The sequence below is a fragment of the Primorskyibacter flagellatus genome, from assembly GCF_014638275.1.
GTDB lineage: Bacteria > Pseudomonadota > Alphaproteobacteria > Rhodobacterales > Rhodobacteraceae > Pseudooceanicola > Pseudooceanicola flagellatus_A.
Genome location: NZ_BMFJ01000001.1, coordinates 1019971 through 1044584, shown reverse-complemented (window position 1 = coordinate 1044584; position 24614 = coordinate 1019971). Strand labels below are relative to the sequence as shown.

General features: G+C 64.0%; 22 protein-coding genes and 1 tRNA gene. 13 read left to right on the top strand and 10 right to left on the bottom strand.

The genetic code is table 11. The annotated features are described in order from the left end of the window. Nucleotide 1 precedes the first annotated feature (1 nt). The gene (locus IEV87_RS05100; protein ID WP_188476579.1) at nt 2–529 is read right to left on the bottom strand and encodes a component of SufBCD complex; all 528 of its coding nucleotides are present in this window, start codon (nt 527–529) and stop codon (nt 2–4) included. 144 nt (nt 530–673) lie between these two features. Here IEV87_RS05100 and hemB point away from each other — a divergent pair, with 144 nt between their 5' ends. From hemB to IEV87_RS05085, 3 genes are all read left to right on the top strand, one after another. After that, nucleotides 674–1672, top strand: coding sequence for a porphobilinogen synthase (gene hemB, locus IEV87_RS05095; protein WP_188476578.1), 999 nt, complete (start codon nt 674–676; stop codon nt 1670–1672). A gap of 189 nt (nt 1673–1861) precedes the next feature. Next, entirely contained in the window at nt 1862–2422 is a 561-nt protein-coding gene (locus IEV87_RS05090) for a lipid-binding SYLF domain-containing protein (RefSeq protein WP_188476577.1), read from the top strand. Nucleotides 2423–2575: 153 nt separating this feature from the next. Next, a complete protein-coding gene (locus IEV87_RS05085; RefSeq protein ID WP_188476576.1) occupies nt 2576–4144 on the top strand; it encodes an acetolactate synthase large subunit in 1569 nt (522 codons plus the stop codon). A gap of 139 nt (nt 4145–4283) precedes the next feature. On the opposite strand, the gene IEV87_RS05080 is transcribed toward IEV87_RS05085, so the two are convergent. Together IEV87_RS05080 and IEV87_RS05075 are read right to left on the bottom strand one after the other, a co-directional pair. Continuing rightward, nucleotides 4284–4625, bottom strand: a complete 342-nt coding sequence (locus IEV87_RS05080) for a hypothetical protein (RefSeq protein WP_188476575.1) — start codon at nt 4623–4625, stop codon at nt 4284–4286. Nucleotides 4626–4643: 18 nt separating this feature from the next. Then, nucleotides 4644–8303, bottom strand: coding sequence for a vitamin B12-dependent ribonucleotide reductase (locus IEV87_RS05075; protein ID WP_188476574.1), 3660 nt, complete (start codon nt 8301–8303; stop codon nt 4644–4646). Between the two features lie 616 nt (nt 8304–8919). Between IEV87_RS05075 and IEV87_RS05070 the strand changes: the two genes are divergently transcribed. Next, complete coding sequence (locus IEV87_RS05070; protein WP_188476573.1) at nt 8920–10080, top strand: VWA domain-containing protein; 1161 nt, start codon at nt 8920–8922, stop codon at nt 10078–10080. Nucleotides 10081–10127: 47 nt separating this feature from the next. Here the strand turns inward: IEV87_RS05070 and IEV87_RS05065 are convergent. The 4 genes from IEV87_RS05065 to pdxH all read right to left on the bottom strand — a co-directional run bounded on the left by IEV87_RS05065 (nt 10128) and on the right by pdxH (nt 12000). Continuing rightward, nucleotides 10128–10204 (bottom strand) — tRNA-Pro (locus tag IEV87_RS05065). Nucleotides 10205–10260: 56 nt separating this feature from the next. Further along, entirely contained in the window at nt 10261–10734 is a 474-nt protein-coding gene (locus IEV87_RS05060; protein ID WP_188476572.1) for a DUF192 domain-containing protein, read from the bottom strand. Beyond that, nucleotides 10731–11276 carry a cold-shock protein gene (locus IEV87_RS22955; protein ID WP_188476571.1) on the bottom strand — a complete coding sequence of 182 codons (546 nt, stop codon included), beginning with the start codon at nt 11274–11276 and terminating at the stop codon, nt 10731–10733. The genes IEV87_RS05060 and IEV87_RS22955 overlap by 4 nt, the downstream gene beginning before the upstream one ends. Nucleotides 11277–11394: 118 nt before the next feature. After that, nucleotides 11395–12000: a pyridoxamine 5'-phosphate oxidase gene (pdxH, locus tag IEV87_RS05050; protein WP_188476570.1), complete on the bottom strand. Its 606-nt coding sequence runs from the start codon at nt 11998–12000 to the stop codon at nt 11395–11397. 103 nt (nt 12001–12103) lie between these two features. Here pdxH and fabI point away from each other — a divergent pair, with 103 nt between their 5' ends. The 3 genes from fabI to gpt are packed head-to-tail and all read left to right on the top strand — an operon-like array spanning nt 12104 to nt 14064. Beyond that, on the top strand, nt 12104–12922 hold the full coding sequence (gene fabI / locus IEV87_RS05045) for an enoyl-ACP reductase FabI (RefSeq protein WP_188476569.1): 819 nt from the start codon (nt 12104–12106) through the stop codon (nt 12920–12922). Nucleotides 12923–12932: 10 nt separating this feature from the next. Continuing rightward, entirely contained in the window at nt 12933–13547 is a 615-nt protein-coding gene (locus tag IEV87_RS05040) for a LysE family translocator (RefSeq protein ID WP_188476568.1), read from the top strand. Between the two features lie 10 nt (nt 13548–13557). Continuing rightward, the gene (gpt, locus tag IEV87_RS05035; RefSeq protein ID WP_188476567.1) at nt 13558–14064 is read left to right on the top strand and encodes a xanthine phosphoribosyltransferase; all 507 of its coding nucleotides are present in this window, start codon (nt 13558–13560) and stop codon (nt 14062–14064) included. A 169-nt stretch (nt 14065–14233) separates the two neighbouring features. On the opposite strand, the gene IEV87_RS05030 is transcribed toward gpt, so the two are convergent. After that, a complete protein-coding gene (locus tag IEV87_RS05030; RefSeq protein ID WP_188476566.1) occupies nt 14234–15796 on the bottom strand; it encodes a helicase HerA-like domain-containing protein in 1563 nt (520 codons plus the stop codon). Nucleotides 15797–16268: 472 nt separating this feature from the next. Here IEV87_RS05030 and IEV87_RS05025 point away from each other — a divergent pair, with 472 nt between their 5' ends. After that, entirely contained in the window at nt 16269–16946 is a 678-nt protein-coding gene (locus tag IEV87_RS05025; protein ID WP_188476565.1) for an invasion associated locus B family protein, read from the top strand. A gap of 100 nt (nt 16947–17046) precedes the next feature. Here IEV87_RS05025 and IEV87_RS05020 read toward each other — a convergent pair whose 3' ends face one another. Next, nucleotides 17047–17616, bottom strand: coding sequence for a YcbK family protein (locus tag IEV87_RS05020; protein ID WP_188476564.1), 570 nt, complete (start codon nt 17614–17616; stop codon nt 17047–17049). 308 nt (nt 17617–17924) lie between these two features. Between IEV87_RS05020 and IEV87_RS05015 the strand changes: the two genes are divergently transcribed. The 4 genes from IEV87_RS05015 to IEV87_RS05000 are packed head-to-tail and all read left to right on the top strand — an operon-like array spanning nt 17925 to nt 22170. Next, the gene (locus IEV87_RS05015) at nt 17925–19541 is read left to right on the top strand and encodes a L,D-transpeptidase family protein (protein ID WP_188476563.1); all 1617 of its coding nucleotides are present in this window, start codon (nt 17925–17927) and stop codon (nt 19539–19541) included. Nucleotides 19542–19576: 35 nt separating this feature from the next. After that, nucleotides 19577–20668: a UDP-3-O-(3-hydroxymyristoyl)glucosamine N-acyltransferase gene (lpxD, locus tag IEV87_RS05010; RefSeq protein ID WP_188476562.1), complete on the top strand. Its 1092-nt coding sequence runs from the start codon at nt 19577–19579 to the stop codon at nt 20666–20668. A gap of 36 nt (nt 20669–20704) precedes the next feature. Continuing rightward, nucleotides 20705–20965 carry an acyl carrier protein gene (locus IEV87_RS05005; RefSeq protein ID WP_188476561.1) on the top strand — a complete coding sequence of 87 codons (261 nt, stop codon included), beginning with the start codon at nt 20705–20707 and terminating at the stop codon, nt 20963–20965. Further along, complete coding sequence (locus IEV87_RS05000) at nt 20962–22170, top strand: beta-ketoacyl-[acyl-carrier-protein] synthase family protein (RefSeq protein WP_188476560.1); 1209 nt, start codon at nt 20962–20964, stop codon at nt 22168–22170. Before IEV87_RS05005 ends, IEV87_RS05000 begins: the two co-directional genes overlap by 4 nt. Here the strand turns inward: IEV87_RS05000 and pdxA are convergent. After that, entirely contained in the window at nt 22167–23174 is a 1008-nt protein-coding gene (pdxA, locus tag IEV87_RS04995; RefSeq protein ID WP_188476559.1) for a 4-hydroxythreonine-4-phosphate dehydrogenase PdxA, read from the bottom strand. The two genes, IEV87_RS05000 and pdxA, sit on opposite strands and share 4 nt — an antisense overlap. Before the next feature lie 166 nt (nt 23175–23340). Between pdxA and IEV87_RS04990 the strand changes: the two genes are divergently transcribed. Next, nucleotides 23341–24531 carry a PRC-barrel domain-containing protein gene (locus IEV87_RS04990; RefSeq protein WP_188476558.1) on the top strand — a complete coding sequence of 397 codons (1191 nt, stop codon included), beginning with the start codon at nt 23341–23343 and terminating at the stop codon, nt 24529–24531. The last annotated feature ends 83 nt before the right edge of the window (nt 24532–24614 follow it).

Below are 24614 nucleotides of genomic sequence, written 5' to 3'. Positions count from 1 at the left end.
GTCAGCCTCCCAGGACGCCGATTGAGAAATTCTGGAACATGCCCCACATCGTCGTCACGAAGATCGAGGCCACGCCGACCAGCTGCACGGTCATCCGGTGCATCTGCAGCCGCCGGTACAGCGCCGCGCCCTCCGGTTCGTCCCGCCGTATGATGCGGGCCGAGCGCAGGGAGAGGATCCACACCACCGTCATCGGAAAGGCCAGCAGGAACATCGCCTGCGCAAACTCCACCCCGTAGGCGAATCCCAGGATCGCCAGCGCCGTCAGCACGAAGCAGATCAGCACCGTCATCACCAGTCCCGACACCTCGGCCACATGCAGGATGCGGTTCACATAGACCTGCACCAGCAGCGCCACGTCACGTTCCGCAGGGCCACCCTTGCGCCGGGCGCGGGTGATCAGGTCCCAGGGCACGCCAAGAACCCAGTGGCTGGCCGTCGACCACATCACCGCGAGCGCGATCCAGAACCAGAGGTTCGAGAAGCTGCGCATGTCGATGACTTCGAAAATGGTCTGCCTGAGATCCAAACCGCGGCTCCTGTCCCTCGCCCCTGGCCCGAGGCCCGGGTCCCGGCCGCGCGTCGGGCGCGGCACTTTGACGGGGGTGGCCCACTTGTTATGCGACCCATTCCATGCCACCCCTTTGCCGCCGGATCAAGACAGGAAGCCCCGATGTCGAAGCTCACCGCCCCTTTCCCCGCCGCACGCTTCCGCCGTGCCCGGAAATCTCCGGCGATCCGCGCCCTGATGGCGGAGAACGAGGTGTCGGTGAACGACCTGATCTGGCCGGTCTTCCTGACAGAGGGCGAAGGCGTGGAAGACCCCGTCGCCTCCATGCCCGGCGTGCTCCGCCGCTCTGTGGACCGCGTGACTGAGGCGGCGAAGGAGGCGGCGGACCTTGGTATCCCGGCGATCTGCCTGTTTCCCTACACGCCCATGGAGAAGCGTACGAAGGACTGCGCAGAAGCCTGGAACCCGGAGAACCTGACCAACCGGGCCATCCGCGCGATCAAGGCTGTGCGGCCGGACCTGGCGATCATGACCGACGTGGCGCTCGACCCCTACAATATCGACGGACACGACGGCTTTGTCGTGGACGGAGAGATTCGCAACGACGAAACCATCGAGGCGCTGGTAAAGCAGACGCTGAGCCAGGCAGAGGCCGGGGCGGACATCATCGGCCCTTCGGACATGATGGACGGCCGGATCGCCGCGATGCGCAACGCGCTCGAAGCCGGGGGGCACCACAACGTCCTGATCCTGTCCTACGCGGCGAAATACGCCTCTGCCTTCTACGGGCCGTTCCGTGACGCGGTCGGCGCGACCGGGGCGCTGAAGGGCGACAAGAAGACCTACCAGATGAACGCCGCCAATTCGGACGAGGCCCTGCGACTGGTCACCCGCGACATTACCGAAGGCGCGGACTGGGTCATGGTCAAACCCGGCATGCCCTATCTCGACATCTGCTCCCGGGTGAAACGGGAACTGGAGGTGCCGACCTTCGCCTATCAGGTGTCCGGCGAATACGCGATGATCAGGGCCGCCGTGCAGAACGGCTGGATCGACGGAGAGCGCGCGATGGCCGAAAGCCTGCTCTGCTTAAAGCGCGCCGGTTGCGACGGGATCCTGACCTATTTCGCGCCGGAAATGGCGCGCGCGCTCGGAGCATGACAGGGTTTTGACCTGCGTGTGATCGGCAGGCCCTTGCCAAGACCGCAACAGGTGGTGACTCCGCCGGTTGTTAGGCCTATACTTGCCCCAAACCGGATCAACCGGTGGCCCGAACGGGCCGGATCGAGCAACCGGCGCACCCGCGCTTCAGATAGTCACAGAACAAACGTATCAAGACAGGCGACTCCCATGACCGCATTGACCCGTCGCAAGCTGGCGCTGTCCGCCCTTGCCACCCTTTTCCTCACCGCCGCCTGCGGCAACGGCGTCGGCAACAACAACGCCCAGAAGATCGACGGACGGGTCGACGCGACGCTTGGATTCCTGTTCCAGCAGTTCCCCGAAAGCCGCACCGTCGCCGCCAAGTCGGTCGCGACCCTCGTGATGCCCGTCATCACCGAGGCCGGGCTGGGACTTGGCGGTTCCTACGGACGCGGCGCGCTGCGGATCGACGGAGTGACGGTGGACTACTACTCTGCCGCGTCGGCCAACGTCGGGCTGCAGATCGGCGCGCAGCAATATGCGCATGTTCTGTTCTTCATGACGGAAGAGGCGCTGGAACGCTTCCGCCGCCAGGACGGATGGGCCGCCGGCGCCGGCATCGAGTATGCCTTCGCCCACGAGGGCGCCAATGTGAATGTCGACACCAACGCGGGCCTGTCCCCGATCGTCGCCTATGTCTTCGCCCAGGCCGGGGCGCGCATCGGCGCGACGCTGGAAGGCGTGAAGTACACGCGGATCATTCCGTGACCCACGGCGCGGGGGGCTGTCTGCCCCCCTTGGCCTGACGGCCAATTCCCCCCGAGGATGTTTCCCAAAACCAAAGAAGGCCCGTGCATTTCCGGTCTGGACCTTTCCGCGCGCGGACGGAACACTCCGCCCGATTGAATGAGGGAGGATCACATGACGAGTCAGGCGGGAAAACCCGGAGAGACCGGCGCGGATGCGCTTTGCGACACGCTGCTGGCAAATGACGTGGACGTCTGCTTCGCCAACCCCGGCACGTCGGAAATGCACTTTGTCGCCGCGCTCGACCGCAAGCAGCAGATGCGCTGCGTGCTCGGCCTGTTCGAAGGGGTCGTGACCGGGGCTGCCGACGGCTATGCACGCATGGCCGGAAAGCCGGCGGCCACCCTGCTGCACACCGGTCCCGGACTGGCGAACGCCCTGGCCAACATGCACAACGCCCGGCGTGCCCATACCCCGATGGTCAACGTCGTCGGCGATCACGCCAGCTATCACCTGCCCTATGACGCGCCGTTGACCTCGGACATCGAAAGCCTCGCGCGTCCCATGTCGGGCTTTGTCCGGCGCATCGGATCGGCAGCGGACGTGAGCCCGGCCACGGCAGAAGCCATCGCCGCCGCCTCCCGCGCGCCGGGCGCGGTGACGACCCTGATCCTGCCCGCCGACCACGCCTGGGGCGCCGCCCCGCAGGTTGCGCCCGCGAAGGCGCAGCTGCGCGCGCCCGCCCTGCCCGATCCGGATCGGGTGTCCGCCGTTGCGAAAGCCCTGAAGAACGGCAAGAAGACCGTGATCGTCATGTCCGGCACCGCGCTCAGGGCCGGAGCCCTGGCGACGGCGCAGGGCATTGCCGACGCAACTGGCGCAACGCTCAAGGCGCAGCAGTCAAACGGACGGATGGAACGGGGGGCGGGCCGGGTGGCCGTCGACCGCGTGCCCTATCCGGTGGATCAGGCCATTGCCGCGCTCAAGGGGTTCGAGCAGATCGTGCTGGTCGGGGCCAAGTGGCCGGTGATCTTCTTCGGCTACCCTGGCAAGCCGTCCTCTCCGGTACCCGAGGGCTGCGAGACCTTCGTGCTGGCCGACCCGTCCGATGACCTGCCCGCCGCGCTGGACGCACTGGCCTCCGAGGTCGGCGCCGGCACGGCGAAACCCGTCGCTGCCGCCCTGCCCGACCCCGCGACCGGGGCGTTGAACGCCCAGTCTCTGGCCGTGGCCATCGGCCGCCACCTGCCCGAAGACGCCATCGTCTGCGACGAGGCGGTCACCACGGGACGCGACTTCTTCCGCTTCACTGCCGGATCCGCGGCGCATGACTGGCTGCAGGTCACCGGCGGCGCCATCGGCGGCGGCCTGCCCCTGGCCACCGGCGCGGCCATCGCCTGTCCGGGGCGCAAGGTGGTGAACCTGCAGGCGGACGGGTCCGCCATGTACACCAACCAGGCGCTTTGGACCATGGCGCGGGAAAAGCTGGACGTCTGCGTGGTGATCTTTGCCAACCGCAAGTACCAGATCCTGCTCGGAGAGCTGAAGGGCGTCGGCGCCGGTGAACCGGGGCTGAACGCGTCGCGCATGCTGAACCTCGACGATCCGGCCATCGATTTCGTCAAGCTGGCCGAAAGCATGGGCGTCGAGGCCGCGCGCGCCGATACGGCCGAGGGCTTTGCCGACCTCTTCGCCCGCGCAATGAAGACCGAAGGCCCCTTCCTGATCGAGGCCCTCATCTGATCACGAAAAAAGGGGCCTCCGAAGAGGCCCCTGAGTGATCGTGAACCGGGCTCAGTCGTAGTTACCGCCCGAGAATTTCTGCCTGCGGCCCGGTCCACTATGCGCGGCGGACGAACCACCCGCCGCGCAATTCCGTATGTCAAAGCAACGACACAATCATTGGGCCAATTACCGAGGCGGCGCTGCCTCCGAGCGCACCCGCTGCGACACGTCCAATGAAAGAGTCAGAGAATCCTTTTCGTCCATTCCGTCGAATTTTCGATTTCGCCTCCTCGATGTGATCCAAGGTAAACCCCGAAAACCGCAAATCCATACCCTTGAGGCGCTGAAGTACGATTTCCTCCTTACTTATCGCGACGTTACGAGCCATCCGCGTTTCAACGGAATCTTCGATTTCGTAAGCAACGTCATAGCCTTCGACATGACAATCTTCGATAGTGGTATTGATAGCACCTTTGACGACGATACCCTTGCTAACCATTTTCCGGCTCCTAAGACCTCAGCTACAACCGCTCGTAGCGCCGCATGTATTACACTTCATGCAGGTCCCATTACGCACCAGGGTGAAGTTGCCGCAGTCGCCGCAGCTTTCGCCTTCGTAGCCCTGCATCTTTGCCTTCGTCCGTGCATCCATCGACACCGTGCCCGACGAGATCGAGGTGGAGCTTTCGATGGTCGCTGTCGCCGTCACCGGCACCAGCGTCTGCAGCGCAGTCACGGGATCCGTCCCGGTCATCGCTCCGGACATCATCCCGCCTTGCAGAACGACCAGTTCCTGGGGAAGCCGCTTGCGGAGGTAGCCGGTGGAGGAGATTTGCTTCAGCACTTCCAGAGACTTGGAGGCCGCAGTTTCACTGATCTCCTCGACGTTGGACACGCCTTCCTTGGCTGCGCCCTGACCGATGCTGTCGAAGGTTTCACCCGAGGGCTTCACATGCGCCAGGTCCGTCCGGTCGAGGTAGGACACCGCCAGTTCCCGGAAGATGTAATCCAGAATGGACGTTGCGTTCTTGATCGAGTCGTTGCCCTGCACCATGCCGGCGGGTTCGAACTTGGTGAAGGTGAAGGCGTCAACGAACTCCTCCAGCGGCACCCCGTACTGGAGGCCGACCGACACCGCGATGGCGAAGTTGTTCATCATCGCGCGGAAACCGGCACCTTCCTTGTGCATGTCGATGAAGATCTCGCCAAGCGTGCCGTCCTTGTATTCGCCGGTGCGCAGGTAGACCTTGTGGCCGCCGACCATCGCCTTCTGGGTGTAGCCCTTGCGACGCTCCGGAAGCTTCTCGCGGCCCGCACGCGCGACCTCCTTGATGACGATCTTCTCGACGATCTTCTCGGCCAGAACGGCGGCCTTTTCGTGGGTGGAGCCGCTTTCCAGCACCTCCATCGCATCGTCGTCGTCCTCGACCAGCGCCGACGCCAGCGGCTGCGACAGCTTCGATCCGTCACGGTAGAGGGCGTTCGCCTTGATCCCGAGCGACCAGGACAGTTCGTAGGCCTTCTGGCAGTCCTCGATCGTCGCGTTGTTCGGCATGTTGATCGTCTTGGAGATCGCGCCGGAGATGAAGGACTGCGCCGCCGCCATCATGGTGATGTGGCTGTCGGTCGACAGGAAGCGCTTGCCCTTCTTACCGCAGGGATTGGCGCAGTCGAAGACAGTCAGGTGCTCTTCCTTGAGGAAAGGCGCGCCTTCCAGCGTCATGGTCCCGCAGACGTGGTCGTTGGCGGCCTCGATCTCCTTGCGGGTGTAGCCGAGGTGACGCAGCAGGTCGAAGGACGGGTCGGAGAGTTTCTCCGCCGGGATGCCGAGGGTCTTCTTGCAGAAGTCCTCACCCAGGGTCCACTGGTTGAACACGAAACGGATGTCGAAGGCAGAGGCCAGCGCGGCATCGACCTTGTCCAGTTCCCGCTCCCCGAAGCCGTGCCCGATCAGCGAGGTGTGGTTGATCCCCGGCGCATTGCCGATGGAGCCGTGGCCAACCGCGTAGGAGATGATCTCCTCGATCTGCGCGGACCCGTAGCCGAGCTTTTCCAGCGCGGCGGGAACGGAGCGGTTGATGATCTTGAAGTAACCGCCACCAGCCAGCTTCTTGAACTTCACCAGGGCGAAGTCCGGCTCGATCCCGGTCGTGTCGCAGTCCATGACCAGACCGATCGTTCCGGTCGGCGCGATGACGGTGGCCTGCGCGTTGCGGTAGCCATGTTTCTCGCCAAGGCGCAGCGCCTCGTCCCAGGACGCTTTGGCAAGCGCCACAAGGCTTTGGTCGGGGCAATTCGCGTGATCCAGCGCAACCGGCTTGATCGGCAGGTCTTCGTACTTGCCATTGGCATAGGCCGCCGCACGGTGGTTGCGGATTACACGCAGCATGTGCTTCGCGTTGCGTTCATAGCCCGAGAAGGCACCGAGTTCGCCCGCCATCTCGGCCGAGGTCGCATAGGCCACGCCGGTCATGATCGCGGTCAGCGCGCCGGTCAGCGCCCGGCCCTCGTCGGAGTCGTAGCCGAAGCCCATGTTCATCAGCAGGCCGCCGATGTTGGCATAGCCCAGACCAAGCGTTCTGAAATCGTAGGAGAGCTGTGCGATCTCCTTCGACGGGAACTGCGCCATGGTGACAGAGATTTCGAGCGTCACGGTCCAGAGTCGAGTGGCGTGCACGTAGTCCTCGGCCTGGAACTTGCCGTCCTTGAGGAAGGTCAGCAGGTTCATGGAAGCGAGGTTGCAGGCCGTGTCGTCCAGGAACATGTATTCGGAGCACGGATTGGACCCGCGAATCGCGCCGTCTTCCGGGCAGGTGTGCCAGGCGTTGACGGTGTCGTGGTACTGGATGCCCGGATCGGCACAGGCCCAGGCAGCGTGGCCAATGGTTTCCCACAGGTCGCGTGCCTTGATGGTCTTGGCGACCTTGCCGTCGGTGCGGCGGATCAGTTCCCAGTCGGCGTCATCCTCGACGGCCTTCAGGAAGGCATCGGTCACACGGACGGAGTTGTTGGAGTTCTGGCCGGAAACCGATGCATAGGCTTCGGAGTCCCAGTCGGTGTCATAGGTCGGGAATTCGATCGACGCATAACCCTGCTTCGCGTAGTCCAGCACCCGCTTGATGTAAGTCTCGGGAATGGCGGACTTCTTCGCTTCGCGCACGGCCGTTTTCAGCGCGTCGTTCTCGTTCGGATCATAGGCACCTTCCTCGGTGCCGTCCCAGGTACGGATCGCCTTGAAGATGGCGTTCAGGCACCGCTCGTGCATCTTGGATCCGGCGACGATGGAGGCGACCTTCTGCTCCTCCTTCACCTTCCAGTTGATGTATTCCTCGATATCCGGGTGATCCGCATCGACGATGACCATCTTGGCCGCACGGCGGGTGGTGCCGCCCGACTTGATCGCGCCAGCCGCCCGGTCACCAATCTTGAGGAAGCCCATGAGGCCCGAAGACTTGCCGCCGCCCGACAGCGGTTCGTTTGCCGCACGAAGGGAAGAGAAGTTGGTGCCGGTGCCGGAGCCGTACTTGAACAGCCGCGCCTCGCGCACCCACAGGTCCATGATGCCGCCGTCACCGACCAGATCGTCACCGACGGACTGGATGAAGCAGGCGTGGGGCTGCGGGTGTTCGTAGGCGGACTTGGACTTGGTCAGCTTTCCGGTGACGTGATCGACATAGTAGTGGCCCTGCGACGGACCATCGATGCCATAGGCCCAGTGCAGGCCGGTATTGAACCACTGGGGCGAGTTCGGCGCTGCCCGCTGAGTGGCCAGCATGTAACGCATCTCGTCGTAATAGGCGCGAGCGTCCTCCTCGGTGGAGAAATAGCCGCCCTTCCAGCCCCAGTAGGCCCAGGCGCCGGCCAGACGGTCGAAGACCTGGCGAGCGGAGGTCTCGCCTGTGGTCTCGACATCACCGTCGGCAACGGAGCGCCAGAGGAATTCAGGCACGTCCTTTTCGCGGACCTTCTTGAGGGCCACGGGCACGCCCGCCTTGCGGAAGTATTTCTGTGCGATCACATCGCTGGCCACCTGGCTCCAGCTTGCCGGGACATCGCAGTCGTCCAGCTTGAAGACGACGGTGCCGTCCGGATTGCGGATTTCGGAAGAGGTGGTGACGAATTCGACGCCCGCATAGGCATCCTGTCCGGCTTTCGTGAACTTGCGCTCGATCTTCATTTCAGAAACAGCCCCTGATCGCTTTTTAGCTTGTCGCAGTCCCCCGGAGGGGTGAGGTTCGTGCCGGCGGACCACGCAGCAAGGGAGTGCCAGTCGCCGCCCGTCAGGGTTGCGCCATGTGCCAGATTGTTGGCCTGGTTTGTCTCTGTCCCTTGCCGGTTGCGCCATCTACATGTGGTGTGTGATCCAACCGGCCCCCACAATCTGCGGTAAAAACCGGCATAGGGTCAACTGGAAATCCGCCCCTCCTCCGGAAAATAAAAGTTGACGCGGGTTTGCGTCCGCCGGTTGATTCTGCCCTCACGGAAGCGCCCATAATCGCTGCAAAATCTCCCGATCTCGGCATGCGCACCCCGCTGTTGCACCGACGCATCGGTCGGCCGGAAGCCCGGCGCAAGACGGTCATCCACAGAAATTTGGTTAACATTTGGTCACCGATTTTCGGACCCACCACTAAATCTAGTCGCTCCGGCCGCGTATCCTCTACCCGTGGGGCCACCAGCGGAGAATCGCCCGCGGCTTGCGCATCTCCCCCCTGCTCAGGGGGGATGCTGCGGGAGCCGCGATGTTGCACGATCCCGGGCATTGAACGACTGACATATATCCGGAGCCTTGCATGACCTCTTCCCGCGCCCTGACCGCTGCCATTCTCGTTGCAGGCGGCCTGACAGCATCCCCCGCCCTTGCGCTGACCTGTGAAAACGGCGTGATCGTTGAGTACGAGTATTCCGGCCACTGCAACTGGATCGGTGACAGCGATGACGGTGTTCCCTCCGAGACGCCGCCGACCAGCACGCCGCCCGAGCCCGAGGTCGGAAACGTGGCCTTCCAGACCCCGCCGCCCGGCTCCCACTACCTTGTGGGCAGCACGGTGGCACCGACAGCCCGCGCGGGTATCGGCCAGAAGGCGCTTGGCAACCTTAACCTGACCATCACCATCGACACTTCCCGCTCCATGGACGAGCCTGTCCCCAATACCGGAAAGACCCGGTACGAGCTCGCCGTGGAAGCCGTGAGCGCGCTTCTTGACGATCTGCCCGAAACCGCGTCCGTCGGCGTCGTGGAGTTCAACTCCTTCGCGGAGTATGTGTCCCTGTCCAAGAAGCTCACGCCGGAACACAAGGCGGACCTGCAGACGAGCCTTCCTGCAATTCAGCCCGATGACCAGACGAACTACGAACGCGCGATCCAGTTGTCCTATTACAATGTCCAGACCAGCCCCTATTGGTGGGGCCAGCCAGAGGCATCCGCGAACCAGCAGGTTCTGTTCATCTCGGACGGACAACCGAGTGTCGGTGGAAACTGGCGGTACGGCTTTGCTCCGAGCGGTCTGCGCAACAACAGTGTCTCCGTCAACACGGTGGGTATCGGTCCGCTCTATTACGGGGCCCGGGCCACGCTTCTCGAGGTGGCCAATATCTTCGACGGCAAGTTCATCGACATCGGGTCGGACATCACCGGCCTCCTGCCCTTCTTCCAAGGCCTGAACGGCAACCTCGTCGGAGTGGACTACGTCATGGTCACGGATCCGAACGGCACCTACCGCATCGACAATGTCGGTCTGTTCGGCGAATTCACCCTGCGCGACACGATCCTCGGCGAGAACGGAAACATGTTCGAGGTTACCGCCTATTTCGATGACGGCACCTTCGCCACAGACCAGATGTGGCTGACCGGCGTCGGACCGACCTCGGCCGTGCCGCTGCCCGCAACCGGCGTGATGCTGATCGCGTCCTTTGCCGGGTTTGGACTGATGCGTCGCTGGAAACAATCCTGACAGGTCGTTGGCCGGGCTATCGGTCGGGTCATCTATCGTGGGAAAGGTGGTCGGGGCGGCGAGATTCGAACTCACGACCCCCTGTACCCAAAACAGGTGCGCTACCAGACTGCGCTACGCCCCGGACCGTGGGGCGTCTCTACCCCGCGCGACCCCGCTTGAAAAGGGAGAATGCGGTCCCTACGCCCCGCAGGGCCAGGCAGCGTCAGGTCCGATGCCGGGGTGCCGCAGTTCCGTGCCTTCGGCGATGCCAAGCGAGCGGGCCAGCCCGCCGTTGATTTCCAGCACGTACTGGATGCCGCTGCCACCGGGCAGCGGTGTCTCGTCCTTCGGCTTCGCCTCATGCGCGATGTGCCGAACGGTGCCTGTTTCATCGAGATAGATGATGTCCAGCGGGATCAGGGTGTTCTTCATCCAGAAGGCCACCGCCACCTGCGGCCTTTCGTAGATGAACAGCATCCCCGCGCCCTTGGGCATGCTGTCGCGGTACATCAGGCCCTGCGCCCGCTCTGCCGCATCGTCGGCAATTTCCACCCGGAACCGCGCCTGTCCCCAGTCACCACGAAGTTCGACCTGCGCGGGATCGCAGGCAGCGGCCGTCTGCGCCAGAAGTCCCAGGCCAAATGTCAGCGCCAGACACTTGACCCGTCTCATCCCTTTCCCGACGACACCGCCTTCAGGGCGGCCTCCCAGGTGCTGACCTCGGCGGCCATCTGACCGCGCTTGCCGTCGATCACCCGCATGGCGATCGCTTCGCCCGGCTGCAGGTCCGACAGGCCCGAGGCGCGCAGCACCTCGATATGCACGAAGACGTCTTCACCATGTCCGAAGACATTGGCAAAACCGAAACCTTTGTCTTTGTTAAACCATTTTACCCGCGCCGGCCGCAAAGGCGCGGCACGCAGTTGTTCCGGTGTCAGGGCCTTGAAGTCCTCAAGCCCCGGAGCTTCATGTCCGGCAATCGATTCGATGCCAAGCACCTCGACGGCCTGAACACCGCGCTGCGTATCCTGCACCAGGATGGTGACACGGGTTCCATCGGCGACGGAACTCTGGCCGAAATTACGTAATACGTTGGCGTGCAACAGGATATCGGGCCCACCTTCCTCGGAAACCACAAACCCGAACCCGCGGCCCGGATCAAACCATTTCACTACGCCTTCAGTCCTGCGGGTCTCGTTATTCAAGGATTCCATTTTTTTCCCGCGTGTATTCTTGTGTGTGGCATATCGCTTAATTCGCCTACATGCACCCCCTCCGTTTGTATATATTTTCGAGCGTTTCCATATAGTTGACAGTTCACCAATAACAAGGTCAGGGGTTAAGACGTGTCACCGACCAGCCTGACGCAGGGTCCGTCCGGGTCCACCTGAACCGGTCGTGGAGCCGGAACGCACCGTCGGCCCAGAACTCGATCTCTACCGGAACGATCCGGAATCCGCCCCAGAACGGCGGACGGTCCGGATTGGTCCCGTGACGCGCGGTCACTTTGGCCACTTCGGCGACCAATGCCGCGCGCGACGACAGCGGGCGGGACTGTTCCGACGCCCAGGCTCCGAGCCGCGACTTGAGCGACCGGGACCGGTAGTAGGCATCCGCCTGCGGCCCGTCTTCCCGGCTGACCATGCCCCGAACGCGGACCTGCCGCCTCAGCGACTTCCAGTGCATGACGAAGGCCGCACGTCCCGTCGCACCGATTTCTTCCGCCTTGGCGCTTCCATAGTTCGTGTAGAACACGAAACCATCGTCCTCGACCTCTTTCAAGAGCACCATCCGCGAATTCGGCATCCCGTCCGCATCCACCGTGGCAAGTGCTATCGCATTGGGATCATTGGGCTCGCTCTGCTCGGCCTCGGCCATCCACGACCGGATGATCGCAAAGGGGTCCTCCCCCGCAAAAAGACCGTCTCTGTCGCTCACGCTCTGGCTCTCCTTCCTGTCCCGGTGACCGGCACCGGGCTTGATGCGGCCCAGCCTATCGCCTAAAGGAACCTGAAGGAAACCAGAGGGCGGGATTGGCGCGATGTCAAATCAACTGCTTGCAGGCAAGCGTGGGCTCATCATGGGCCTCGCGAATGACAAGTCGATTGCCTGGGGAATTGCAAGGGCCTGTGCCGACGCCGGTGCCGAGCTTGCCTTCTCCTACATGGGTGAGGCCTTCCGCAAACGCGTGGCCCCGCTGGCCGAACAGCTTGGCGTCACCACGATGATCGACTGCGACGTGGCAGACGAGGCCTCTATCGACGCCGCCTTCGCAGAGATCGAAGCCAAGTGGGGCAAGCTCGACTTCCTCGTCCATGCGATCGGCTTTTCCGACAAGAATGAACTGCGCGGGCGCTACATCGACACCTCGCGCGGCAACTTCGCGATGACGATGGATGTCTCGGTCTACTCCTTCACCGCCGTGGCGCAGCGGGCGGAGAAGCTGATGCCCGAGGGCGGGTCCATGCTGACCCTGACCTATTACGGCGCCGAACAGGTCATGCCCCACTACAACGTGATGGGCGTCGCCAAGGCGGCGCTGGAGGCCTCGGTCAAGTATCTGGCCGAGGACCTGGGCAAGGACGGCATCCGCGTCAACGCGATCTCCGCGGGGCCGATCAAGACGCTCGCCGCCTCCGGCATTGGCGACTTCCGCTACATCCTGAAATGGAACGAACTGAACTCTCCGCTGCGGCGCAACGTGACCATCGACGACGTCGGCAAATCCGCGCTCTACCTGCTGTCCGATCTCGGGTCCGGCGTTACCGGTGAGAACCTGCATGTCGACAGCGGCTATCATATCGTCGGCATGAAAGCCGTGGACGCGCCCGACATCCACAAGGGCGGGAAAGAGGACTGAACCCGCGCCCATGACGACCGCCGCCTTCGTCTCCGTCATTCTGATTCACCTGCTGGCGGCCATGTCGCCGGGGCCCAGCTTTGTGGTCTGTCTTCGGATCGCCGTGACACGGGGGTTCCGTACCGCGGTCGGACTGGCGGTCGGATTTGGTCTGGGCGCCGCGCTCTGGGCCGTGGCGGCACTGGCGGGGCTCGCCCTGCTGTTCGAACTGGTGCCAGGCCTGTTCCTCGCCCTCAAGATCGTCGGCGGCGCATTCCTGATGTGGATCGCGGTCCAGATGTGGCGGCATGCGACAGAGCCGCTGGACCTCGAGGCATCGACGCAGGAGGCAATGACTTTCGCGCGCGCCCTGCGGTTCGGGTTGCTGACCTTTGCCTCCAACCCCAAGACGGCGGTGTTCTTCGGTGCGGTCTTCGTCGGTCTCGTGCCCGCCGGAACACCGCTTGCGACGCTCGCACTGCTTGTCACCGCAATCTTCATCAACGAAACCCTGTGGTATATCGTGGTGGCGCGGCTCTTCTCGCTGCCGCAGCCGCGCCGCGCCTATGTCCGCGCCAAGGCCTGGACTGATCGTGCGTTCGGCAGTTTCCTGGGCCTCTTCGGCCTCAAGATCGCCCTGACCTGAAGGAGCCACCATGTCCGACCTCCTGCCCCATGAAAAAGGCTTCCACGTCAGCTGGGACCAGATCCACCGCGACAGCCGGGCGCTGGCATGGCGGCTGGACAAGCACGGGCCCGGCGAAGGCGGATCGTGGAAGGCCGTTGTGGCGATCACCCGCGGCGGCATGGCCCCGGCGATGATCGTGGCGCGGGAACTCGACATCCGCACGGTCGACACGATTTCGGTGAAGTCCTACCACCATCAGGCACAGGGAGAGGCCGAGGTGCTGAAGGCGCCGGACGCCGTCATGATGGGCGACGGCACCGGGATCCTGATCGTCGACGACCTAGTAGACAGCGGCAAGACGCTTGAAATGGTGCGCCAGCTTTATCCGCAGGCACATTTCGCCACCGTCTATGCCAAGCCCAAGGGCCGCGCCCAGGTGGACACCTTCATCACCGAAGTCTCTCAGGACACGTGGATTTTCTTCCCCTGGGACATGGCGATGCAATATGTGAAGCCCTATCGCGGCGCGGACTGATCCGACAGAGGGCGGCGGTCGGTCGCTGCCCGGGGCGCTTCGCGTCCGCATCGGGCCGGGTGCGTTCATGACGGCACCATACCCTGAACGGTATTGGCGTCGCGTAGCCGGGCTGAGGCTCGATCTACGGCGCCACAGAAAGTAGGCCGGGCCTCGGCCCGGAGATCCTTTACCGCGCCTTGAACAGCCCGCCGAGGATCCCGCGCACGATCCGCTTGCCGGTGGTTCCGCCCAACTCCTTGATGATCGCCTTGCCAAGCGCCCCGCCAAGCGTGTCCGGCTCCCGCCGGGACCGGCTGGTGGTCTTGCGCGACCCGCCCGGCGAATAACGACGGGCCGACCGGTATTCCCGTTCTTCCTCCGCCTCGCGTTCGGCCCGCGCCTCGGCCTCCGCCTCGCGCTTCTCGGCCGCCTCCGCCTCCCGCGCAGCCTCTGCCGCGCGGCGGGTGAGAATCTCGTAGGCGCTCTCCCGGTCCTTCAGCGTTTCGTATTTTCCCGCGATCGGGGAGCCGTCGATCACCGCCCGCCGCACGGAAACATCGACCGGCCCCAGCTTGGAGGATGGCGGCCGGATCAGTGTCCGCTCCACGATCCCCGGCACGCCCTTGGGCTGCAGGAAGGACGTCACCGCCTCTCCCACGCCGACCTCGCGGATCGCGTCCTCCGTGTTGAAGCGGGGGTTCTCGCGATAGGTCTCCGCCGCCAGCTTCAGCTCTTTCCGGTCCTTCGCGGTGAAGGCCCGGAGCGCATGCTGCACCCGGTTGCCAAGCTGGCCGAGGATATCCTCGGGCACGTCCGCCGGGTTCTGCGTGATGAAATAGATGCCCACCCCCTTGGAACGGATCAGCCGCGCCACCTGCTCCACCTTGTCGACCAGCGCCTTGGGGGCGTCGTCGAACAGCAGATGCGCCTCGTCGAAGAAGAAGACCATCTTCGGCTTGTCTGGATCGCCGACCTCCGGCAGGGTCTCGAACAGCTCCGACAGCAACCAGAGCAGGAAGGTCGCGTAAAGCCGCGGCGAGGCCATCAGCGTGTCGGCGGCGAGGATCGAAATCATGCCGCGCCCGTCCGTATCGGTGCGCATCATGTCAGACAGGTCCAGCGCCGGTTCCCCGAACAGCTTCGCCCCGCCCTGGTTCTCCAGCACCAGAAGCCGCCGCTGGATCGCACCGATCGACGCCGGTGAGACGTTGCCGTACCGCAGGCTCAGCGCGTCCCGCTGCTCCCCGACCCAGACCAGCAGCGCCTGCAGGTCCTTGAGATCGAGCAGCGCCATCCCCTCTTCGTCCGCCACGCGGAAGACGATGTTGAGCACGCCTTCTTGCGCCTCCGTCAGCTCCATGAGCCGCGACAGCAGCAGCGGCCCCATCTCGCTGATCGTGGTGCGGACGGGATGCCCCTGTTCTCCGAAGAGGTCCCAGAAAAGCACCGGGAACTTCTCGTAGCGGAAGTCGGAAAAGCCCATCTTATCCACACGTTCCATGAAGGCGCCGTGCAGCTTGAATGTCTCGGACCCGGCATCGGACAGGCCCGACAGATCGCCCTTCACATCCGACAGGAAGACCGGCACCCCGGCGGCCGAGAAGCCCTCGGCCATGATCTGCAGCGTCACCGACTTGCCTGTCCCGGTCGCCCCGGCGACCAGCCCGTGCCGGTTGGCGTATTTCAGCGCCAGACCCTGCTGGACTGCATAGTCCTCTCCGCCACCCCCGATGAAGACATGTCCGTCCATGGCCCGTTCCCCGATCCGAAAATTTCGTCGCGGGCGACCATACAATCTTAACCTCTGTCTGCCAGTATCAAATCTGTCGCCGCTCATGTCCTCTTGCGGCGACGGACTTCCTCCCTGTTGACTGGCCGTGCCTTCGGGCACGGTCCTTTTCCGTGTCCGATCCTGTACACAAGGGATGGAAGATTGACGCTGTTCACTTTCGCAGCGCCCCTTACACAAGTGAATCCACGGCGATTTTCAGGCGAAAAACCCTGTTGACGGACTGTTACAAACCGCCTAGCGTCTGGTCAAACATAAGTCGGCCAGTCCGACAGGGAGAAAGAGAAAGGGAACCTTCGGGTTCCCTTTCGCGTGTCAGGCGACACCCCGCCGGGGTGGTCACGATGGCGGCATCCCCCTCAGGATTTCGCCTGACAAGGGCGGGGCAAGATGATAGGCCCCCTGCAACTCCAACCAAGAACACGGACCCGAAATGCTCAAGACCAAGACCTTGATCTCCGTTCTGGCCATGGCCGCCTTCACCGGCGCCGCGATGGCCCAGACCACCGGCACGACAAGTGGCACGACGACCGAAACCGCACCCGCAGCCGAAACCACCCCCGCACCGGAAACGGCGCCTGCACAGACGACCGAGGCCGCGCCCTCCGATCTCGACACCGGGCAGCCCGAAGGTCCGCAGATCGGCCAGCCCTACATCAAGGAAGACGTCTCCGACTGGCAGATCCAGTGCATCAAGCAGGAAGAGGGCACTAAAGAGCCCTGCCAGCTGTACCAGTTGCTGCGCGGTGAGGAAGGCAACCCGGTCGCCGAGGTCATCATCGAAAAGCTGCCCGCCGGCGGTCAGGTCGCGGCTGGTGGCACGATCATCGTCCCGCTCGGCACGGCGCTGGCCCGCGACATGCGCATCGCGGTCGGCAACAGCCAGGGCAAGGTCTATCGCTATGCCTTCTGCGACAACAGCGCCTGCTTCGCGCGCATCGGTTTCCTGGCCGCAGACGTCTCAGCCTTCAAGGCCGGAAGCAGCGCGACGCTGACGATCTTCTCCTACGAACGCGCCGACCAGCCGGTGACGCTGAACATATCTCTCGCCGGGTTCACCGCCGGGTTCGACAAGATCGATCCCTCTCCGGTTCCGGCCAAATCCGAATAAGCGGGACACACCGCGGAAACGAAAAACGCCAGCCTCACGGGGCTGGCGTTTTTCTTTGCCTGACCGGTCCGAACCGGATCGGGCCCGAGCAGCAGAGCGATCAGCCGCCCCAGGTCCGCACCGGGCCGCAGTCCATGTGGACGAAGTTCGATCCGCTGTAGCGCCCGACCCCGCCTGCGTGGCAGGCAGAGGCAGCGCGGGCCATCTGGTTCACCGACCGCGAGGACAACCGCAGGTCTGCCGCCTGACCCTTCATGTGCAGCGAATTGCGCGCCACGTTGCGCGACCGCGACCGCAGCATCGCGTTGGTCTGCGGCGTGCGGTAACCCGACAGAAGCATGTAGGGTTCGCTGACATCCAGCAGGTTGTGCGACGCGGCCATGATATCCACAGTCCGCAGATCCATCTTGGAGGCCGTGTCGGTGCGCCAGTCGCGCATGAAGTGATTGATCTCTTCGACGGCGTCCTTGATGTAATGTCCCTCGACCCAGTAGATCATGTCGATCCGCTCGCCGGTCCGGGACGAATACATCTTGATCCGCCTGATATCGCCCGCGTTTTTCAGCAGGCCTGCCGCCTTGGAGTAAGTGGGGGCGGCTACCACCGCCGTTGCCGCGAATGCACCAAGAAGTGCACGCCGCGAGATGCTCGCCGAGCTTTCGATTGCCATGTTTCGCGCCTGTCCCGTCGCTACCTTGGACCACGATGTTACGCAGCCAGTTTTGCATCTTATCCCCAGATGCATCCCGTTTATCGCATACGGCGCCCCGTGGACCAAGGCCGTTTTCCCGCGCCTTTTAACCACAATTGCCGTTTAGGCGGGATTTTGCCCATGGTCTGGAAATCCTCCATTTACGACTCGGGCGTAACCGCACTGCATCACCGGAAAGGATGTTTGGCGATTGAACCTTTTGTGAGTGGACAGGCCGGGCGGAAACTCGCCACGCTTCCAGCAACACGTTTTCAAAGGATTTTTGCATGAAACTGGCGATCCGCACCCGGCTCCTGTCCTCCTCCCTCGCGCTTGGCCTGGCGTTGTCCGGGGCCGCGCTTGCGCAGGATGACGGGTTGACGGTTCAGGTCACCCTGTTCCAGCAGACCGTGGCCGAGGCCGCCGCGCCGGACCGCGACCTCGCCGCGTTTTACCGCGATCACCAGTTCGAACCGGTCTGGACCGGCGCCGGAGAGGTCTACACCACCCGCCGCCGCGCCTTCCTCGCCGCGCTTCAGCGTGCCGACGACCATGGCCTGCCCGGCCGCGCCTATGACGTCCCCGGGATGATCGAGGCAATGCGCGCCGCCCGCACCGACAGCGACCGCGCCCTGCTCGACGTGAAGATGTCGCGCATGTTCCTGGACTTTGCCGCCGACCTGCAGACCGGCGTGCTCACTCCGTCGAAGATCGACTCCGGCATCGTTCGCGAGATCCCGCTGCGCGCCGCGTCGGTCTATCTCGACGGCATCACCTCCGACGACCCGGACGCCTTCTTCGCCACCCTGCACCCGCAGCGCGCCGAATATGCCCGCCTGATGCGGGAAAAGCTCCGGCTCGAGACGCTGGTGCCACAGGGCGGCTTCGGGCCCTCTGTCCACGCCTCCGCCCTCAAGCCCGGGGACAGCGGCCAGCCGGTGATCGAACTGCGCAACCGGCTGATGACGCTCGGCTACCTGCCGCGCACAGTGGAAACGACCTATGACAGCGCCATGGAGCGCGCGGTCGCCGAATTCCAGGCCGACCATGGCCTGCCGGAGGATGGCGTGGCCGGGGCCACAACGCTCAAGGAAATCAACACGCCTGCCGAGGATCGCCTCAAGTCCGTGATCGTCGCAATGGAGCGGGAGCGCTGGATCAACCGCGATCTCGGAGAGCGCCACGTTCTGGTCAACCTCACCGACTTCAAGGCGAAGATCATCGACCACGACAAGGTCTACTTCGAAACCCGCTCGGTCATCGGGGAAAACAAGTCCACGCACCGCACGCCCGAATTCTCGGACGTGATGGAGCATATGATCATCAACCCGACCTGGAACGTGCCGCGCTCCATCGCGGTCAAGGAATACCTGCCCTCGTTCAAGCGCAACGCCTACTCCAACAGCCACCTCAAGCTGATCGATGCCCGCGGTCAGGTCGTGGACCGCAGCGCGGTCAACTTCGCCGCCTACAACGAAAGAAACTTCCCCTTCGACCTCAAGCAGCCGCCGTCGGCGCGCAACGCGCTTGGCCTCGTGAAGTTCATGTTCCCGAACGCCAACAACATATACCTGCACGACACGCCGTCGAAGAGCCTCTTCGCCCGTGACATGCGCGCTTTCAGCCACGGCTGCATCCGGCTGAACGACCCTTTCGATTTCGCCTACGCCCTGCTGGCCTGGCAGACGGAGGATCCCAAGGGCTTCTTCAAGGCGCGGCTGAACACCGGGCGCGAAACCCAGGTCGATCTTGAAAACCCCCTGCCCGTCCACCTGATCTACCGCACCGCCGTCGGTCAGCCCAAGGGCCACATGGGGTATCGCCGCGACGTCTACGGCCGCGATGCGCTGATCTGGGACGCCCTCGCACGCGAGGGGGTGGAACTGCGCGGCGTTCAGGGGTAACCCGGCCCGGAGCCACTGCTCCGGGAGACCCTCTCATGTCCTACACCATCCAGGCCATTGCCGATGCCGTCGGCGCCACCGCCGCCGGCGATACCGCGCTGATTGTCACCGGTGCCGCCGAACCGGCCAGTGCCGGGCCCGACGACATCGCGCTGGCGATGAAACCAGACTTCGCCAAGGGCCTGCCCGAGGGCCGCGCCCGCGCCGCGATGCTGTGGGAGGATGCCGACTGGCAATCCATGGGCCTGTCCGCCGCGATCCTCGTCAAACGACCTCGCGTGGCCATGGCGGGGCTCACCCGGATGATGGACACCGGACAGGGCTACGGGCGTGGCATCCACCCGACCGCGATGATCGAACCCTCCGCCACCATCGGCACCGACGTGACGGTCGGGCCCATGGCCTATATCGGCCCCGGTGCGAAGATCGGCGACAACTGCGTGATCGGCCCGCAGTGCTACATCGGCACCGATGCCGAAATCGGCACGGACGGTACCCTGCACAGCGGTGTGCGCCTGATGGCCCGCGTGAAGATCGGCGCCCGCTTCATCGCGCAGCCCGGCGCCGTGGTCGGATCGGATGGCCACAGCTTCGTCACGGCCGAGGTCTCCACCGTCGAACAGGCCCGCGCCTCTCTCGGCGGCGACGTCACGGCGGAGGGCCAGAGCTGGATCCGTATTCATTCCCTTGGCGCGGTGATCGTCGGCGACGATGTGGAGCTGGGCGCGAATTCCTGCATCGACAGCGGCACGATCCGCCCGACGGAGGTCGGCAACGGCTGCAAGATCGACAACCTCTGCCACGTCGCACACAATGTGAAGATCGGGCGTGACTGCCTGTTCGCCGCGCTGGTCGGGGTGGCCGGATCAACCGTCATCGGCAACAACGTGATCCTCGGCGGTCAGGTCGGCGTGACGGACAACACCACCGTGGGCGACAACGTGGTCGCGGGCGGCGGCACCAAGATCCTGAACAAGATACCGGCCGGACGCGTGATCCTGGGCTATCCCGGCGTGAAAATGGACACCCATCTTGAAACCTACAAGCTCCAGCGCCGCCTGCCCCGGCTGTTCGAACAGGTGGCCGCGCTACAGAAAGCGGTTTTCAAGTCGGACCAGAATGATTAAATCCCGCACAACTCGTGTCTGAGGGGGGCAGTGGTCATGGATATCAAGAACAAGGTCATCGAAATCATCGCCGATCAGGCCATGATCGACGCCTCCGACGTGTCGATGGAGTCCACGCTCGAGGACCTCGGCATTGACAGCCTCGGCCTGGTCGAATCCATCTTTGCCATAGAAGAGGCCTTCGACATCCAGGTGCCGTTCAACGCAAACGAACCGACGGAAAGCGATTTCGACATTTCCTCCGTCGCGGCCATTGTCGGTGGAATCGAAAAGCTGGTGGCGGAACAGACAGCGTGAAACGTGTTGTCATCACCGGGGCGGGCACGATCAACGCGCTTGGCCATTCGGTGCCGGAAACGCTGGAAGCCATGCGCGAAGGACGCTGCGGCATCGGCCAGCTTGAATTCCGGGATGTGGAACGGCTGTCGATCAACATCGGCGGGCAGGTGAAGGGCTTTGAAGCCGACGCCCAGTTCAATCGCCAGCAGATGGCGCTGTACGACCGTTTCACCCAGTTCACGCTCGCCGCCGCCAAGGAGGCGATCAGCCAGTCCGGGCTGGAGTTCATCGGAGAGCTCGCCGCCAAGTCCGGTGTCGTTCTTGGCACCGCGGGCGGTGGCGTGTCGACCTGGGACGACAACTACCGGTCGGTCTACGAGGACGGAAAGAACCGGGTGCATCCCTTCGTGGTGCCCAAGCTGATGAACAACGCCGCCGCGTCGCATGTCAGCATGGAATACAACCTCAAGGGGCCGAGCTTCACCGTCTCCACCGCCTGCTCTTCCTCCAACCATGCCATGGCGCAGGCCTTCCAGATGATCCGCACCGGCATGGCCCCGGCCATGGTCACCGGGGGGTCCGAATCCATGCTCTGCTTCGGCGGCGTGAAAGCCTGGGAAGGGCTGCGGGTCATGTCCAAGGACGCCTGCCGCCCCTTCTCGGCCAACCGCAACGGCATGGTACAGGGCGAAGGCGCGGGCATCTTCGTGTTCGAGGAGATGGAGCACGCCAGAAAGCGCGGCGCGGAAATTCTGTGCGAGGTCATCGGTTTCGCCATGACCTCCGACGCTTCGGACATCGTCATGCCCTCCAAGCAGGGTGCGGCGCGGGCGATTTCCGGCGCGATGGCCGACGCCGGGATCAACCCCGAGGAGGTCGGTTACATCAACGCACACGGCACTGGCACCGCCGCCAACGACAAGACCGAATGCGCCGCCGTTGCCGATGCGCTTGGCCAGCACGCCGACCGGGTGATGATTTCGTCGACCAAGTCGATGCACGGCCACCTGATCGGCGGCACCGGCGCGGTCGAACTGCTTGCCTGCATCATGGCGCTGCGCGACGGCGTCATCGCCCCGACCATCGGCTATGAGGAACCGGACCCGGAATGCGCGCTCGACGTCGTTCCGAACGAGGCGCGCGAGGCCAAGGTCGAGGTCGCGCTGTCCAACGCCTTTGCTTTCGGCGGGCTGAACGCCGTGCTGGCGCTGCGCCGGGTCTAACCCCGCCGCGCCCGCGCCATCCTGTCCGCCATCCGGATCGCGTTGACCATCGACGCCGGGTTGGCCACGCCCTGTCCCGCGATGTCGAATGCCGTCCCGTGATCGGGTGACGTCCGGACGAAGGGAAGTCCGAGCGTCACGTTAACTCCGCGATCCAAGCCCATGTATTTGATCGGAATAAGTCCCTGATCGTGATACTGCGCGACAACCACGTCGAACTTCCCCTGGCGCGCCTGCATGAAGACCGTGTCGCCGGGATAGGGCCCGCTGACATTCATCCCCTCGGCCCGCATTTCGGCAATTGCGGGGGCGATGATGTCCACCTCCTCCCGCCCGAACAGTCCGCCTTCCCCGGCATGGGGATTGAGTCCGGCGACCGCGATACGCGGCGCGCCGATCCCGAAGGCCTGACACCCCTTGTGCGCCAGCCGGATCGCGCGCTTCTGCGCCGCGAAATCGGCCTGAGCGATCGCATCACGCAGGGAGACATGGATCGTGACCAGAACCGTGCGCAGCACCTCGTTCGCCAGCATCATCGCGACGCGGCCCCCCGCTTCGCGCACGCCGCTGAATTCCTCCAGCATCTCCGTATGTCCGGGAAAACGCACACCGGCGGCCGAAAAACTCTCCTTGTGGATCGGGGCGGTCACGATCCCCGACACACGCCCCGCCTTGGCGAGCGATATCGCGGCGAGAATCGCGTCGTATGCCATGCGCCCGGCCTCAGCCGATACCATGCCGTAAGGATGCGCCTGGCTTGAGGAGGAGGAGATCAGCGCCACCCCGTTGGCCACTTTGAGCGCGGCCTCGGGAGCGTCGACGACGGTGATCTTCACGTCGGGCGCCACAAGGTCGCGCGCCCGCGCCGCGGCAGCCGGGGGGCCGATGAGCACACAGCGCGGCGTGCCCGGACGTGTGACCGCCCGAAGCGCGACCTCCGGCCCGATCCCGGCGGGATCACCCAATGTTACGGCTAGCGGGGGATGAAGCGACTCGACGGACATATCTTTACCCTATCCAACCCTGTCACAGGAAAAAGACCCCACGTCATACCTTTAGCCAGTCCTTAACGATTTTGAAACAATTCGCCCGGAACCACAGCGCACGGAATTGTGTTGGCCCTGCATGAAGCGGCACAGCCCGCACCCAAACGTCAAAGAGAGAGAAACGATGAAACATCTTCTGCTCACAACCGCACTGATCGCCGCCGGCTCCGCCGGTGCTGTCTATGCTCAGGACGCTCAGGCCACCTCCCCCTACATGTCGGAAATGTCCGAAGGGCAGATCCACGCATCCGACTTCCTCGGCATGCGTGTCTACGCCGCCGCCGACTCCGGCGACACCATGGAAGCCGAAGGTGCAAGCGACGCCTGGGAAGACATCGGTGAGATCAACGACGTCATCATGTCCCGCGAAGGTCAGGTCGAAGCCGTGCTGATCGACATCGGCGGCTTCCTCGGCATTGGCGAGCGCCAGGTCGCCGTCAACCTTGACCAGGTGCAGTTCGTGTCCGACAGCTCCACCGAGGACGCAGCCGATTTCTTCCTCGTCCTGAACGCCGATCCGGCCACGCTTGGCGACGCACCGGCCTTTGGCGCTGAGGAGTCCGCCGAAGCTGACGCCGAAATGACCGACGCCCCCGCGACCGACATGGCCGCGACCCAGGAGCCGGCGACCGAAGCTGGCGACAACATGGACCAGGCCGGCGAGAACATGGAGCAGGCCGGTGAAAACGTCGCCGATGCCGCCGAGAACACCGGCGAAGCCATCGAAAACGGCGCCGAAGCCACGGCCGAGGCCGCAGATGATGCCGTGACGACCGACGAAGAGTCGACCGACATGGCTGCTACCGAGGAAGCTGCTCCGGCCGAGGAATCGACCGACATGGCTGCGACCGAGGAAGCTTCGCCGACCGAAGAGTCGACTGATATGGCAGCAACCGACGAAGCTGCTCCGGCGGAAGAATCGACCGACATGGCCGCCACGGATGAAGCGGCGGATGAAACCGCACCTGTTGCCGGTTCCACCGACATGGCCGCTTCTGACGATGCTGCAACCGGCATGTCCGGCACCCCGGTCGAAAACGAGTACCTGACCGCCGAGAACCTCGACGGCGCGCGGGTCTATGACGCCAATGACAAGTGGGTTGGCGAAATCTCTGAGCTGATCGTCACCGAGCAGGGTGAGATCACCGATGCGATCGTCGACGTTGGCGGTTTCCTCGGGATCGGCGAAAAGCCGGTTGCCCTGAAGCTCACCGACCTGCAGATCCTGCGTCAGGACGGCAGCGAGGAAGTCCGGATCTACACCGCCATGGCGGAAGAGGAACTGGAAGCCATGCCGGAATTCGAAAAGCAGTAACCTGCTGACGAGATCAGGCAAAGGGGTCGCTTCGGCGGCCCCTTTTTCATGGAACATCAGCGCGGTACGGCGCGTTGGACTGC

Coding starts and splice junctions, on each gene's coding strand:
- lpxD (WP_188476562.1), top strand. CDS start 19,577: ATGTCCTACACCATCCAGGCCATTGCCGATGCCGTCGGCGCCACCGCC.
- IEV87_RS05060 (WP_188476572.1), bottom strand. CDS start 10,734: ATGAGACGGGTCAAGTGTCTGGCGCTGACATTTGGCCTGGGACTTCTG.
- IEV87_RS05075 (WP_188476574.1), bottom strand. CDS start 8,303: ATGAAGATCGAGCGCAAGTTCACGAAAGCCGGACAGGATGCCTATGCG.
- IEV87_RS05015 (WP_188476563.1), top strand. CDS start 17,925: ATGAAACTGGCGATCCGCACCCGGCTCCTGTCCTCCTCCCTCGCGCTT.
- IEV87_RS22955 (WP_188476571.1), bottom strand. CDS start 11,276: ATGGAATCCTTGAATAACGAGACCCGCAGGACTGAAGGCGTAGTGAAA.
- hemB (WP_188476578.1), top strand. CDS start 674: ATGTCGAAGCTCACCGCCCCTTTCCCCGCCGCACGCTTCCGCCGTGCC.
- IEV87_RS05020 (WP_188476564.1), bottom strand. CDS start 17,616: ATGGCAATCGAAAGCTCGGCGAGCATCTCGCGGCGTGCACTTCTTGGT.
- IEV87_RS05040 (WP_188476568.1), top strand. CDS start 12,933: ATGACGACCGCCGCCTTCGTCTCCGTCATTCTGATTCACCTGCTGGCG.
- IEV87_RS05090 (WP_188476577.1), top strand. CDS start 1,862: ATGACCGCATTGACCCGTCGCAAGCTGGCGCTGTCCGCCCTTGCCACC.
- IEV87_RS05085 (WP_188476576.1), top strand. CDS start 2,576: ATGACGAGTCAGGCGGGAAAACCCGGAGAGACCGGCGCGGATGCGCTT.
- IEV87_RS05030 (WP_188476566.1), bottom strand. CDS start 15,796: ATGGACGGACATGTCTTCATCGGGGGTGGCGGAGAGGACTATGCAGTC.
- IEV87_RS04990 (WP_188476558.1), top strand. CDS start 23,341: ATGAAACATCTTCTGCTCACAACCGCACTGATCGCCGCCGGCTCCGCC.
- pdxA (WP_188476559.1), bottom strand. CDS start 23,174: ATGTCCGTCGAGTCGCTTCATCCCCCGCTAGCCGTAACATTGGGTGAT.
- IEV87_RS05005 (WP_188476561.1), top strand. CDS start 20,705: ATGGATATCAAGAACAAGGTCATCGAAATCATCGCCGATCAGGCCATG.
- IEV87_RS05070 (WP_188476573.1), top strand. CDS start 8,920: ATGACCTCTTCCCGCGCCCTGACCGCTGCCATTCTCGTTGCAGGCGGC.
- gpt (WP_188476567.1), top strand. CDS start 13,558: ATGTCCGACCTCCTGCCCCATGAAAAAGGCTTCCACGTCAGCTGGGAC.
- fabI (WP_188476569.1), top strand. CDS start 12,104: ATGTCAAATCAACTGCTTGCAGGCAAGCGTGGGCTCATCATGGGCCTC.
- IEV87_RS05025 (WP_188476565.1), top strand. CDS start 16,269: ATGCTCAAGACCAAGACCTTGATCTCCGTTCTGGCCATGGCCGCCTTC.
- IEV87_RS05080 (WP_188476575.1), bottom strand. CDS start 4,625: ATGGTTAGCAAGGGTATCGTCGTCAAAGGTGCTATCAATACCACTATC.